The sequence below is a fragment of the Endobacterium cereale genome (genome assembly GCF_009617585.1).
GTDB lineage: Bacteria > Pseudomonadota > Alphaproteobacteria > Rhizobiales > Rhizobiaceae > Neorhizobium > Neorhizobium cereale.
Genome location: NZ_WIXI01000039.1, coordinates 84,103 through 95,904, shown reverse-complemented (window position 1 = coordinate 95,904; position 11,802 = coordinate 84,103). Strand labels below are relative to the sequence as shown.

General features: G+C 54.2%; 13 protein-coding genes and 4 pseudogenes. 6 read left to right on the top strand and 11 right to left on the bottom strand.

Translation table 11 applies throughout. The features are described from left to right. Nucleotides 1–22 precede the first annotated feature (22 nt). Nucleotides 23–259: a DUF6894 family protein gene (locus GAO09_RS08685; protein ID WP_153353630.1), complete on the top strand. Its 237-nt coding sequence runs from the start codon at nt 23–25 to the stop codon at nt 257–259. Between the two features lie 300 nt (nt 260–559). Here GAO09_RS08685 and GAO09_RS08680 read toward each other — a convergent pair. From GAO09_RS08680 to GAO09_RS30485, 4 genes and pseudogenes are all read right to left on the bottom strand, one after another. Continuing rightward, nucleotides 560–2,127: pseudogene (locus tag GAO09_RS08680) on the bottom strand (hypothetical protein); the annotation flags it as partial. Between the two features lie 109 nt (nt 2,128–2,236). Beyond that, nucleotides 2,237–2,683, bottom strand: a pseudogene (locus tag GAO09_RS08675) (nucleotidyl transferase AbiEii/AbiGii toxin family protein); the annotation flags it as partial. Continuing rightward, the gene (locus GAO09_RS08670) at nt 2,664–3,404 is read right to left on the bottom strand and encodes a DUF6088 family protein (RefSeq protein WP_153353629.1); all 741 of its coding nucleotides are present in this window, start codon (nt 3,402–3,404) and stop codon (nt 2,664–2,666) included. The pseudogene GAO09_RS08675 and the gene GAO09_RS08670, both read right to left, overlap by 20 nt. Nucleotides 3,405–3,832: 428 nt before the next feature. Next, nucleotides 3,833–4,381 (bottom strand): annotated as a pseudogene (locus tag GAO09_RS30485) (SOS response-associated peptidase). Nucleotides 4,382–4,477: 96 nt separating this feature from the next. On the opposite strand from GAO09_RS30485, the gene GAO09_RS30480 reads away from it, so the two are divergent. From GAO09_RS30480 to GAO09_RS08650, 4 genes and pseudogenes are all read left to right on the top strand, one after another. After that, entirely contained in the window at nt 4,478–4,714 is a 237-nt protein-coding gene (locus GAO09_RS30480; protein ID WP_420796143.1) for a DUF6894 family protein, read from the top strand. Between the two features lie 141 nt (nt 4,715–4,855). Then, nucleotides 4,856–5,047 carry a CsbD family protein gene (locus GAO09_RS08655; RefSeq protein ID WP_153353627.1) on the top strand — a complete coding sequence of 64 codons (192 nt, stop codon included), beginning with the start codon at nt 4,856–4,858 and terminating at the stop codon, nt 5,045–5,047. Between the two features lie 95 nt (nt 5,048–5,142). Further along, a pseudogene (locus tag GAO09_RS30640) lies at nt 5,143–5,253 on the top strand (DUF6481 family protein); the annotation flags it as partial. 640 nt (nt 5,254–5,893) lie between these two features. Further along, nucleotides 5,894–6,607 (top strand): Crp/Fnr family transcriptional regulator, encoded by a 714-nt coding sequence (locus GAO09_RS08650; RefSeq protein ID WP_153353626.1) that lies wholly within the window; start codon nt 5,894–5,896, stop codon nt 6,605–6,607. A gap of 13 nt (nt 6,608–6,620) precedes the next feature. Here GAO09_RS08650 and GAO09_RS30475 read toward each other — a convergent pair whose 3' ends face one another. The 6 genes from GAO09_RS30475 to GAO09_RS08625 all read right to left on the bottom strand — a co-directional run bounded on the left by GAO09_RS30475 (nt 6,621) and on the right by GAO09_RS08625 (nt 9,508). Then, the gene (locus tag GAO09_RS30475) at nt 6,621–6,887 is read right to left on the bottom strand and encodes a DUF982 domain-containing protein (protein WP_153353625.1); all 267 of its coding nucleotides are present in this window, start codon (nt 6,885–6,887) and stop codon (nt 6,621–6,623) included. Nucleotides 6,888–6,915: 28 nt separating this feature from the next. Next, a complete protein-coding gene (locus GAO09_RS08640) occupies nt 6,916–7,287 on the bottom strand; it encodes an ArsR/SmtB family transcription factor (RefSeq protein ID WP_153353715.1) in 372 nt (123 codons plus the stop codon). A gap of 636 nt (nt 7,288–7,923) precedes the next feature. Beyond that, entirely contained in the window at nt 7,924–8,118 is a 195-nt protein-coding gene (locus tag GAO09_RS08635; protein WP_153353624.1) for a hypothetical protein, read from the bottom strand. Nucleotides 8,119–8,463: 345 nt separating this feature from the next. Next, entirely contained in the window at nt 8,464–8,700 is a 237-nt protein-coding gene (locus tag GAO09_RS08630; protein ID WP_153353623.1) for a hypothetical protein, read from the bottom strand. 105 nt (nt 8,701–8,805) lie between these two features. Next, the gene (locus GAO09_RS29600; RefSeq protein WP_209018652.1) at nt 8,806–9,000 is read right to left on the bottom strand and encodes a hypothetical protein; all 195 of its coding nucleotides are present in this window, start codon (nt 8,998–9,000) and stop codon (nt 8,806–8,808) included. A gap of 241 nt (nt 9,001–9,241) precedes the next feature. Then, nucleotides 9,242–9,508, bottom strand: coding sequence for a DUF1488 family protein (locus tag GAO09_RS08625; RefSeq protein WP_153353622.1), 267 nt, complete (start codon nt 9,506–9,508; stop codon nt 9,242–9,244). A gap of 742 nt (nt 9,509–10,250) precedes the next feature. Between GAO09_RS08625 and GAO09_RS08620 the strand changes: the two genes are divergently transcribed. After that, nucleotides 10,251–10,430 carry a hypothetical protein gene (locus GAO09_RS08620; RefSeq protein ID WP_153353621.1) on the top strand — a complete coding sequence of 60 codons (180 nt, stop codon included), beginning with the start codon at nt 10,251–10,253 and terminating at the stop codon, nt 10,428–10,430. A gap of 1,030 nt (nt 10,431–11,460) precedes the next feature. Here GAO09_RS08620 and GAO09_RS08615 read toward each other — a convergent pair. Then, nucleotides 11,461–11,664: a hypothetical protein gene (locus tag GAO09_RS08615; RefSeq protein ID WP_153353620.1), complete on the bottom strand. Its 204-nt coding sequence runs from the start codon at nt 11,662–11,664 to the stop codon at nt 11,461–11,463. Nucleotides 11,665–11,802 lie beyond the last annotated feature (138 nt).

The window sequence follows — 11,802 nt, the reverse complement described above, 5'->3', positions numbered from 1 at the left end:
GTGAAATCTTTGGTGAATAACCATGATGCGCTTTTTTTTCCACGTAAGGGACGGCGATGATTATCTAGAGGATCGGATTGGAATGGAGCTTGTGGATCTCTTGGCTGCACGCAAGGAGGCTGTGAGATCAGCACGGGAAATTCTTGCCGCGAGGGTTTTGTCTGGCGAAGTCCTGAATGGCCAGATTTTCGAGATAGCCGACGAGTCGGGAGATGTCGTGGCAATTATAACCTTCAGATCGACCATCGCGATCATCTAAAGCTCGATTTTCTTTGGTCTGAGGAGCGTTTGTGGCTGCCAAGTCTAGCCATATGATTGTTGGCTTTCTACCGCACGGAACTTTTCTGGACACAGTTCGTCCAAGGTCACTTCGCCGTGGAGAGCGACGCGCTCGCTGATCCAGTCCTCATGGGACGAAAGCTTCGTTCCGCCAAGCGGATGGCCCTGCCTTGCCGCGGCAAGCGAACCAGATGAACCCTGCGGATCATCATGTTGTTGACGAACCGATGCGAAATGCGGAAATGCAGCGCCGCTTCCCGGTTGCTGTTGCCTTCATTCACAAACGCAGCGACACGCTCACGCAACTCGATCGATTGGCTGCGTGCCGATGAAACGCGTCACAGGCGCCATGCCAGTCGCGAGCTGCGAAATCGGTTTCTTCCTGTTCAATCAAACCCGCAATAGGCCTGACGCTTTGAAGCAACTCCGGGTGCTGTCGGATCCAGCCGACATCAGCACGCGAAAGGGCTTGGGCAACCGTCAGCATGTCTTCTTCCCATTTTGTATAGAAGCCGCGGCGTTGTTCCCGCCGCTGCAGATATCAGTCCCAAACACCGGGGAAGATAAGAAGGCCAAAGCTCAAGCGGTTAAGTGAAATGCCGTAGCCCTTCACGGCGCTATTCGGTGACGCGGTCACTGCGCCGAACATCAGACCAAGGTGCTCGATCTTCTGAGAAGCCGTTTCCTCTCCCAGCCGCCATTCCGCTGAAATCCGATCGCCGTCATAGTGGAGGTTTTGAAGCGGATGAGATCTGCCATTTCCATTGCAAGCCGCGGCGGCGCGTCGACGACGCCGGAGAGCAGGTCAGGATCATCAAACTCGGCCTCTACATTCTGATTGGCGCCGACCGCAGATGCCAGGGATCTCCGCGACAAAGAGCTTCCTCCATAGGTCACTCCGGGAAAGCGGATGGCACAACGTTGCTTGCTGGCCGCTGCTTGATAGCGACGATATTCTGTCGATCCGGAAACGATCACCCGCCGCACCCAACCAAGGATCTCTTCGCGCTTGGTGAAGGGCAGACTGCTGAAATCATCCGGTAGGTGCAGCGAGATCCTGCGCCGCTCAGCCGGGCTAACATCACCGAGATCATGACCGTAAAGCGAACGCACCTGATGCGGCAGCTTCTCTTTGAAATATCCTTCTTGCAACCGGTAGCGCCGCTCGATCCTGCGGAGGATGTCGAAACTCGCTACGAATCGGGGTACACGTTCGCCTTGGATCCAGGATAGCAGCGTCTTGTTGTCGAAGGTTTCATTGAGATGAACCACAGCGCGGTAGAGCTGCCAATAGGTGTCGCCGAACCGACGCATATGATAGACCAGTGCATCCTGAAAGCTGGCCGGATCTTCTCTCGCATCAAATAGTGGGTTTGGGAATGGACTGATTGGCTTCGGTGCAGGCTCGCGCGCCACGGATGCAGTTCGGGCAAACGTGCGCTCGGCCGCCGGGCGTTGCGGCTTGCTGGTCGAGGATGCGGAAGCTACCTTTTTTGCAGACACTATCTTGTGCGGGCGGGTCTCAGGCTTTGGGGGCCGTCGCTCTTCAGCTGCCGGTGGCGCCCCGAGCCATCGGATGATTGCATCCAAGCCTGGCCGGATCTGCTCTTTCAATTCCGCCGTTAACTCTGCTTCGATCCCACAGGCCTTGCCGATTGTCGTCCAGTCGATCTGTCCATTCAGGAGCAGGGGCGATTTCCGGTAGACGATCAAACTGACGAGGTAAGATCGGATATTCTCCAGCACCCGCCAGGATGCGATCGGTGCGATTTGAAGCTCGCAGAATTCAGATATCTTTCGCTGAAAATGACGTGATGAAAGGTCTCGTTCCGTTTCTTTCGGCGCCAATGCCGAGGGCGAGCGGAAATATGAGGCGAACTTTAACAAAATATGTTCAGGGTAGGCTGATGACTTTTTGATCGCTGTTGCTTGGATCAAGAGCTACAGATGTGGCGTTGAGTGATAGATGTCCCGTCTGCCCGGTCTCTCCTTCGATCGCAGCGATTTCTTCCTCCAGTGAGCTTTTCAGTGGCCCGGAAATGTAATGCCGTGCTGCCTCGTCTACCTGTTCCGCCAATGCCTTCTGTTGCTGAGTGACGGAGGAGAGCGCCGCAATGTCGGCCTCGAGAGGAACTTTCAGGTCCGCCTTGTAGATGCCGATGTCGATGTCCTCGGAGAAACGCTGGATCAGGCTATAGGTTTTGCTGAGGCTGGTCCCGCCCTTGAAATAGAGGCCGATAGCATCGTCCTTCCGTCGGTTGAACAGGAAGTCGAGCACCCAGCAGACGTAGAGATCCTTTTCGATATTCTCGGCGCGCGTCTCCAGATCAGACGCCGCAGCGGAGAACAGTGCTCTCCGCTCGTCGGTGCTTGAGCGAAGGACTTCAATGAAGCTCTGGCGCATGTTCATCCTTCCCATCTTGGCCCAACGGAGTGTCGTAATTCTCCGGGGGCTGCGGGTCGCGTGTTATCGTTTCTATCGCCTGGTACATCCAGGCCGGGATGGCGTAGATGTTTTCGCGCAGATCCTCGACGATCGGCTGCCTATGCGGGCTTCGTACCAGATAACGGACGATACCATCGACGATGGTCTCCAGATTGGATCGCTCATCGCGAAACCAGTGGAGGGCCTGGATCACCCGCATAGCAGGCCGGCCCGCCCAGAAAGCTGTCTTTGCCGAAATTCGCTTGAAGTCCAGGATATAGATGACCGGTTTCGTGGCCTTCGCATCACCGGCACTGGCCACGATTTCGATGGTTCGGGGGTACGTGTCCGCATAGATCGTCGACCGGGCCGGAACGGCCGTCGTCAGGCCAAGATCGTTGGCCGCCGTCATCCCGTCGACGCAAACACGAAGCTTGTCGCGCCGTGCGATCGCATCGATAAACGAGGCGCGTGGCGGAAACACCATTTTGCCAGTCAGTTGGCTGATACCGGGCTTGTCATAGAGACCACGATGAGGTCGGCGGATATCGCCGCGGCTGGTAAGCCTCTGCAGCGCCTTTTCGACTGCGTTAGGTGTTGCTATATCCAGGAAATCGGCACGCGACCAGACGCCCGCAGGCGCTCCGCCGGCAATCCTTTCGTGAATGCGTTCGCGAGTGTCAGATGTGGGATCCGGCATAGCTACCCTACCTTCTGACCGAAGATTATATACAAACTTTGGTCACTAGCAATCGATATTCTCACGCTGACCAATAATTATATCTAAATATTGGTCAGTGCCCGATCTCCATGGCTGGTTTGAAAATCACAATTGACATCAACGAGCAGAGTCCGGCCTCGGCGCGCGAGTCTTCTCCCTTCGGGCTTTCACCATTCACGCATACAATGACGACGACGGTCAGACACCATCGAGCGTTGCTACACAGTTCCCCTTTCGGGAAGCGGCAAGCAGCAACCGTCCAACACCTTCATTGTATCGGAACCTGCCGGTCGCCTGATCAGCAAGCGTAGGGCAAATCAGGCCGCGCGCAATGATGCTCCATCCATCGGCGTTTCCGATTTCCGCTCTTTTGTCTGGCATCCTAATCCAGTCCCGTCCTTGGGCAGTCAACCCGCAAGGGGTTCGCAGTTCCTGCGACCTCTCCGGCTACGCCTGCGCGGTGACCGCGGCCAGACGCTGTAGCAGGATGGATCGAGGATGATCGGCATTCTCGTATGGATGTGGGCGATATGCTGAACGGCGGGCGCGGTGATGATCGTGCAGCTGGTTACGCCCAGCTTGTCGTTACGCGCCCAAAGGCCGGCAAAGGAGAAGCCTTTATCCTAGAGCATCCGCAAGAGCCATGCATCCTTTTTGCCGTCCTCGGAATTCGTCGTCCATTCAAAATAGCCGTCAGCCGGGATGAGACAGCGTTTCGAATTGAAGGGCGCGTGGAACGCGTCGGATGTGTCGATGGTCTCAATCCGTGCGTTGAACATTGCGGCCATCGGCAATTCCTTGGCAAAAAAAGCGCCCATAGTCGACCTCGAGTGCGCCGGACTTGTCATTATGCGCGAAATACACGCTCTGCGTCGGCGCGATATTGGCGGCATGTTGGAAGCTGCTGGCGGTGGGTTGTGGATGCTGTAGAGCGCGTAAATCTCGGCCCAGGTCATCTCATTGGTAAAACGCCCGCACATGATCGTTACTCCCTAACCTTACTGGAACGATATGCCAGAAACCCGGTTCCGTCCTGAAATGATGGTGATGGAATGACGAGGTACTACTTTCACACCCGCACTCTCGATGTCCTCGAGGTGGACCTTGAAGGAACAGAATTAGCGTCAGACGATCAGGCTATGAATGAAGCGATAGCCGGAGCCTGCGAGATCGTCGCGGATCGCGTCAAACGCTGGCAGCCAGTAGGGCATGACATCTTCGAAGTGATGGACGATCGCGGGAGTATCGTATTTAGCCTACCATTCAGATCGGTTCTCAAGCTGACGTGATTAGCGAAACCGGAACGATGCCCATCCCTGCGGGTTGTTCATTCAAGCGGTTCGTTAAGCGGCCAACGATGGACTTCCCCGGCGTCTGACCAGACAGCGATTTGGAGGCCGCGCGATACCGCCAAACAGGAGAATACGAACATGGGTTCGACATCAGACAAGATTTCCGGCAAGGCAAACGAGCTAGTCGGCAAAGCAAAGCAGGCGATCGGTGATGCCACCGACAATCGCAGCATGCAGGCCAAAGGCGCAGCGCAGGAAGCCAAGGGCGACGCGCAACAAGCCAAAGGCCATGCGAAGGACGCTGTGAAAAACGTGGCTGATAAAACCTAACGGCTTGGTGCTTCCCAGCACAATCTCTGGCCCGCTCGCTGAGCGGGCCTTTTTTATGCGGATCTCGCCAGCGCATCAATCGCAGCTTTAACATTTTGAAGAACGGTAGAAACAATGAACTCTCTGATCGCCGCGCCGCAGCAGCGGGGGCAAAGGCTGCTCTCCTGAATGCCTATCGCAGTGCAAAGACCACAGCCGAGCCAACCATCGCACGAGCAAAATGGCGCTGATTGAAGTGTAGTAAAGCGTCCGATAAATCGCCTCCCAATACGGCCGACTTTGACCGTACTAAAGGGCGAGCAATTTCAGGTTCTTGCTAAATCCGAGGCAATGGTGGAAGGTTCGAACCCGTTCAAGACCTTAGGTGAAGGGCCTTTGCTCACCGCAAAATCAAGTGCTATCTGTCCCTTGCGTTTCCAGGCCTTCGGAGCGAAAACTGCGAGGGTGTCCGATATCGGACAGAATTCCTGAGTTTACGACAAGCGATCCTTCGCACGCCAGCAGCCATACAGAAATATTAGAGCGTGCTAATCTATTGTGTGATGATCAGAATTTTTCATGAACAGTCGTGAAACAAAGCGCTTCAGAAGCACGCGATAACATCCTGGGTTACGACTTCGCCCTTGGGTAGAAAATGTCGTCACGAATATTGAAGGCTTCGTTTGATATGCTAGTCGTTTAAGAAAAGTCCTGTTTCGGACAGACGCCCCGTGGCCCTTGTGTCAGGCCAATTTGCTGAACATACATAAGCCACGACAGAAGCTGACAATGAGACATCGTTCGCAACTTCATGGCGCGTACGGCTAGGAGAAAATCATTGCTCTTGCCCTCACTGAGGTTAAGAGAATGGGCATTCTTTCGCAAACAGCCACTCGAAATCGTATCCTTCGCGCGCTGAGCCCGAGTGATTTCGCGGGTCTTATTCCCTATCTTGAAGAGATTGAGCTGCCCCGACTTTATCAAATGTCGGCACCAGGCATGATCACCGACTATTGCTACTTCTTAGAGTCCGGCCTTGGATCCATTGTCGCTGAGGTGACAGGCGGCCGAAAGGCAGAGATCGGCATTTTTGGCTATGAAGGGATGTCACCAACATCAATGATCATGGACGCGCCGACGACACCATACTCGACGTTTATGCAAACCTCGGGGCGTGGTTACAGAATTCGCAGTATCCGACTGTCCCACGCCGTTGAAGGAAACTACCGGCTGAGATCGCTGCTTCTGCGATTTGCACAGGTGATGTCTGTCCAGGCATCCTATACAGCGCTTTCAAACGCAACGGACAAAATCGAGCAACGCCTCGCTCGTTGGCTATTGATGTGTCACGATAGAACCGACGGTGAGAAAATCATGCTGACACACGAGTTTCTATCTGTGATGCTTGCCGTCAGGCGACAAAGTATCACCACTGCCTTGCATGTTCTGGAAGGCTTGCACCTCATTGAAGCAAAGCGAAATGAAATAACCATTCATAATCGGCCCGGTCTGGAAGGCTTTGCCGGTGGCGCTTACGGTCCGGCGGAGGACGAATACCGAAAGCTTATTGGCCCATTCTGAGCAATGGATCAAATTAATCGTCTTGTGAGCGGTGTGCGTCTTCGTCAGCGCAGGCGGCGATAAAGGGCTTACGGCACATTTCTGAATGAACACCGCCCGTTAAAGCAAGCTGGCAAAGGTCATGGGCACGCCAGTAATTGTGTCCGGACTTATAGCTGAATGTCTTTAAGTGCCTCAGAGCGTCAGCCGGTCCTCTAACCGTCCTCGTTAGGAGAGCGTCTTCACCGACGTGCACCGGCACCTTCCAGCGGAGCGAAAACCGAACAGCAATGATGCTCATTGTGGTTTCACTGAAATCTGCATGATGCTCACGTGCTTGCAAGCGCGGCCAGATCTACCTGGAGCGTTTCAGCTTCGAGCAAGGAGAGCTCCTGCGGCAGATCTTCGACCCCATAAATTTCATAAAGCGCCTTGAGCAGCAACCTGACCCGGGGCGACTTGCAGGAGTAGAAAATTGTTTGGGCATCTCGTCGTGTGGTGACGAGCCGTGCTCCACGGAGCTTTCCAAGATGCTGAGAAAGAGCAGACTGGCTCAACCCAACTTGGACGGCAAGCGAGCCCACGGACGTTTCATGCTGCCTCAGAACATCCAGAATGTGCAGTCGTTTTTCGTTCGCCATCACTCCCAAAAGACTGGAGGCTTGGACCACGGCGTGTGGGTCGACGAGTAAGGCCTGCATCTTCGGCTCCCAGCCATGCTCGACCACACCACGAACAAGCGGCGCAATTGAAGCGGTTAGATCTCGCGTACGCTCGACTTTAATTGTGGGGCGGTGCAGATTTTGTAACACTGTTTTATATTTATCACAATATAGGTACACGAACATATGGCCGATACCGTCCAAACGCGGCGCAACGAACTGCTGCTTGCCCAGATAAGCGTAAAACCGCTGACAAATCTCGCCTTTCTGGCTCACTGCGACCCCAAAAGATTTACATCCGCCTGCTTGCTGGCATGCCGATAGACCTTTTATTGTCCGATATCGGACACAAAATGCTTGCCTCGTTAGTTACCTTGCTTGACGTATCGCGACACTTAGGGCGGACTTCTCGGCGTTGTTTCTCCATCTGGTGCTTGGTACGTGGAAGCTTTGCCTCAGGTGCGAACTCGCTGTCGGCCCACTTGTCTACCGCTACAGCGGCGCTGCCGAAGAAGTGGAGGCTTTCGTCCCTGATGCTGCTGGTCGGTGGAAGCCTATGCGTTCCTTGGTGAAGTCGGGCGCCGCACAACCGCTTTCGGCGCCTGCTGCTAGGTGGGGAATTTTCTGGTACTGCTTCGCCCCGCTGCATCGATCGTCGCAGCGGAACCTCCTCCTTTATGGCTTGCCGCGCAACCCACCACCCACTCGATCCAAACGTTGAAGCGCTATCCGAAGCAGCAGACCTCCTTCTTGCCAATCGCTACCTGGTTGATTGAGTAGCGTGATTTTCGGATGCTCGAAGGAAACTTCTGACAGGTTGGGGCCGTTCTTAACTTCGAGAACCTGTCCGTCATCGGCCAGCGGTTTCATGGCTTTCTCACTTTGTCGATCGACGTCGTTATTTTCGATGCAGGGAGCTTGGCTTCGGCGAGAAACTCTTCCTCCGTCGCCAAAGCACCAATCTTCAGATAAATGCGCTCAGCGTCGTCATCGCCAAGTCGGTATTTTTCGCGAGTTCGTATATAGCGGAGCGATCGTCGGCGAACTGCGGCTTCTTGATTTCGTACTCGATCATTGACTGCTCCTGCGGTCATAGGGGGACGGAGTTCTGATTCTGGGTGACGACGCTTAGAGGTTGGCGCGGGTGGTAACGTTTGCGAACACCGTATCGTGAAAGGCGGAACTGGGCCCAAACCAAACTGCTGTCAGAGCTGTTCAGGCGACGATCAGCGGGGCTAACGTTCTCTCAAATTCTTCTTTGGATATAGGCCACGCCTCGATTAGCCCATCAGATGACAGGAACATGGTCATCGTCGTATGGTAGGCTTCCCATGTGACATCGATCGGCTCCTCGTCGAACTGCAGCTCGAAAACGCCTGGGGCATGAGGTCGTGACATTCCTGGAAGCTGGAACGGCCCGCTGATGTTTATGCTTTTGACTGTCGTTTTCATGGTGCAAATTCCGTACTTGAAAAATATCGTTCGCGTTGATAGCTGACGTGTTAGCAGCTGTTGCCTTGGGCATCTCAATCGGTATGTGGCAGAGGTTTTGCCCAGCTAGACCTGCGGCATCTGATCCGGAAATGGGATCGTTAAATCCGGCAGGTTCAACCTGATGCGCTGACCGGACGCCCATGCAAGGGCGTGGGACTCAGTCAGAAACTCACGCTCGATCATGACACCCTGTTCGACGACGCGAACATTCCATCTATCTGGAGCAACGATAATCGAGACGAAATCGCAAAGGGTCATGACAATCCTTGGGTGAGCATTTCCGGTGATTGCGCCAGCTATTTGCCGGCATTTCTGAGAAGGTCTATTTCCTTGGCGATCGGACCCAGAAGCTTGCGCAGCCGGTTTTCTTCGGCATGATCCAAGCGAAACCTTTTTGCAAATTCGCTGACAAGTACTGTTTTGGGTGGACTTGAGTGGACCAGTGGGTCCGACTTGGGTGGGTGATGCACGGCCATATCCTTTCAGGATCACGGTATCATCAACGAAAATGCGTAAGGTCCAGCATGATGGTGCTGCTTCGATTGACGGAATAGGCAGAGGTTGCAGCTTTCAGAATTCTTGGCCGAAGGGCATCAAAAGATGTAAGATATTCACCCTCGCTCGCATTCCGATGAGATTTCTCGGAGGCTAGAACTTCGGTTGCCAAGTAGAACTTTATTTCGAGCATCCCGTCATAGCCGGTGAAACGTACACAGCGGCTTTTGCCGTCAAAGCTGCGGGCTAGATTCGGAAACGAAATACCCATTACTGGCCACCCTCATCAGTCCAACGGTCTATCGCTTGTTCTTTCGAAGGCCGGACAATGGAAACCTGCTCCCCTCGACGAGAGATAGCTTGGGAGAGGGCGCTTTTTGTCCGGGAGCCGCGGTGGAACTCGGCAGTAAGGAAGATCGACGCCTTGCGTTTCACATCTGAGCTTGCGAGGGAATGGACGCCCCGAAGTCCAGCACCTCTCAAGACTTCTCTGATAAGGGTGAAATTGGCGTTGCTAAGTGCGGCGGTGGCTGGGTTGGAAAACATGCCGTCCTCCTTTGTTGGGGCAAGGTTTTGCACCCTTGGTAACAGCGCCCTCGAGACAAGCTGTCACTACGTATATAAGTCGTGCGCGATTTCGTAATTGCAAGGCCATTTCTTAAACTGAATCGAATAGTGTCAGATTGGAGAATATAGTTGCACAATATGCACGCGAACCCTCCATCGAATAAATTGTCACGCCGCAGATTATTTACGTTGAAGACCTAGTCTCATTTTCTGAAAAAATAAAATCAATACTACACACCCTATTATTTGTTTAAAAAAATCGTAGTTGTACGTATGCGAGGTCGCAGTTGACCCCTTAACCTCTAGCGGCTGCCGCCATGACACCAACTTTTATTGCCACGGTTGCAGCGGTCTGTTCACGGACGTTGTCATGCCAGGCACACTACCTCCCAGGTACTTCGGGGGCGGAGCTGGCTGCCGAGGCTCGGGCTCTAAGACCTGCAACGTTGATCGTCTACGCCACTGGTGATCCCTCGGCAGTTCGTGGAGAGCAGGGTGCGATCGTCGTGTCCAAACCCTACGACGCGGCGAAACTGGCAAGAGCAATTGCCAGCGCGCAAACTGAGGATTCGGCAAGCCAGGACATCCGCCGCAGCGAGACGAGCGGCGAAAATGAAGAAGTCTAACTGCTCAAAACAACTCTCACCAATCCGTGTCTCTCCGGCGAATTTCGCCATCAGCTTTTAGGTAGAGGTTTCTGCATGGTTGCGCGAGAAAAGGCGAAACTGGGTGTCGCAGGACTGGACGGCGGTGGTTGCCCGTGAAGTCTGAACAGTTGCGGTCGCCCGTTGAGGTAGAAACAGGCCAGCGAATCCGTCACCGTCACACTATGACCGATTAGGATAACAAGCTCGCCGAGCAGGGGCTCATCGCCCGCGTGCTGATGAAACTGAAGTCGAGAGCAGATCCATGGAGATAATGCGTTCACCCGCTGGCCGGCGAGTCATAATGAAAGAAATTGGTGACTGGCTGCGCTCCGATGATCGACCGAGAAATAGAGAATCTGAATAGGCCCACCATCATTGTCGAATGCACGAAATCGGACAGATCGGCTCTGGATCTACAGTCGCAAAACGAATCACCTTACGATAGTTTCTGGGCGCGGCGACAGTATCAGTGCCGCCGGGAAGTTCGGTTCGAGCCTTTCTTTCGCTGGATGGCGGCCCCTCTAAGTCCAGCCGCCCATCTCCGCACTCCCCTTTAGCGACTAACTCGGCGGTTTCCTCCGCATCAACTCAGACCGCTTCGGCGGGCTTCTTGTCCACCACGCGGGTAGGCTCGTCAGCGGACCCAGGCGTTAGTCCGAGGACCATAAGCGTTACACCAGCCAGAAAGAAAAACCCTGCGAGCGAAACAGGGAAACAAGATCATACATGAGAGCTTTTTCACTGCGACATTCGGAGGCCTAGAAACCTCCTTCCCCGCGCATCGTTCCCATACCGCCGCCACGCCTAGCTGCATAGCTAACCAAATTCTAACGGGAAAAGCACAGCTAAGTCTGGATCGGTTGCTGTGCGCAGGAGAGACTTGCCTCTCCCTCCGGGAAGCGCGTAATACGTGTGTCCCACGGATTGGCAAGGCACTGGCACACCCAGCACCCGCTTACTCGCGAAATCTGGAAGCCGGGCGCGCTTAATAGCGCCGTTTCGCTTCGGCTTAGTCATCCACCAACGACAGCAGCCACTCGAAAAGCTGCATGAAGTCCCGGCCTGTTCTCTGAAGGTCGTCAAACATCATCGATAGTTCGCGATGAATCACAATTCCGGCGATGACGAGGATCAACACCACGATCCAATGCCAGATTGGGGGCTTACGTTTCGGCGGATGCTTTACGTCTTCGGCAGGTGCATCGGTGCTCAAAATCGCTCCACTCTCATTTCCTCCAACGCGATAAACGAAAAAAGCCCGCCACCTGGTCAAGGCGGCGGGCACAGACTGGATATGCATGAAGTCTAAAGTATAATGCTATAAACATCGCTGTCTACCCGATACTTTAAT

Excerpts from the sequence above, each read along its gene's own strand:
- GAO09_RS08685 (WP_153353630.1), top strand. The coding sequence starts at position 23 with ATGATGCGCTTTTTTTTCCACGTAAGGGACGGCGATGATTATCTAGAG.
- GAO09_RS08640 (WP_153353715.1), bottom strand. The coding sequence starts at position 7,287 with ATGCAGGCCTTACTCGTCGACCCACACGCCGTGGTCCAAGCCTCCAGT.
- GAO09_RS08655 (WP_153353627.1), top strand. The coding sequence starts at position 4,856 with ATGGGTTCGACATCAGACAAGATTTCCGGCAAGGCAAACGAGCTAGTC.
- GAO09_RS29600 (WP_209018652.1), bottom strand. The coding sequence starts at position 9,000 with ATGACCCTTTGCGATTTCGTCTCGATTATCGTTGCTCCAGATAGATGG.
- GAO09_RS08650 (WP_153353626.1), top strand. The coding sequence starts at position 5,894 with ATGGGCATTCTTTCGCAAACAGCCACTCGAAATCGTATCCTTCGCGCG.
- GAO09_RS08630 (WP_153353623.1), bottom strand. The coding sequence starts at position 8,700 with ATGAAAACGACAGTCAAAAGCATAAACATCAGCGGGCCGTTCCAGCTT.
- GAO09_RS30475 (WP_153353625.1), bottom strand. The coding sequence starts at position 6,887 with ATGAGCATCATTGCTGTTCGGTTTTCGCTCCGCTGGAAGGTGCCGGTG.
- GAO09_RS30480 (WP_420796143.1), top strand. The coding sequence starts at position 4,478 with ATGACGAGGTACTACTTTCACACCCGCACTCTCGATGTCCTCGAGGTG.
- GAO09_RS08635 (WP_153353624.1), bottom strand. The coding sequence starts at position 8,118 with ATGAAACCGCTGGCCGATGACGGACAGGTTCTCGAAGTTAAGAACGGC.
- GAO09_RS08670 (WP_153353629.1), bottom strand. The coding sequence starts at position 3,404 with ATGCCGGATCCCACATCTGACACTCGCGAACGCATTCACGAAAGGATT.
- GAO09_RS08625 (WP_153353622.1), bottom strand. The coding sequence starts at position 9,508 with ATGGGTATTTCGTTTCCGAATCTAGCCCGCAGCTTTGACGGCAAAAGC.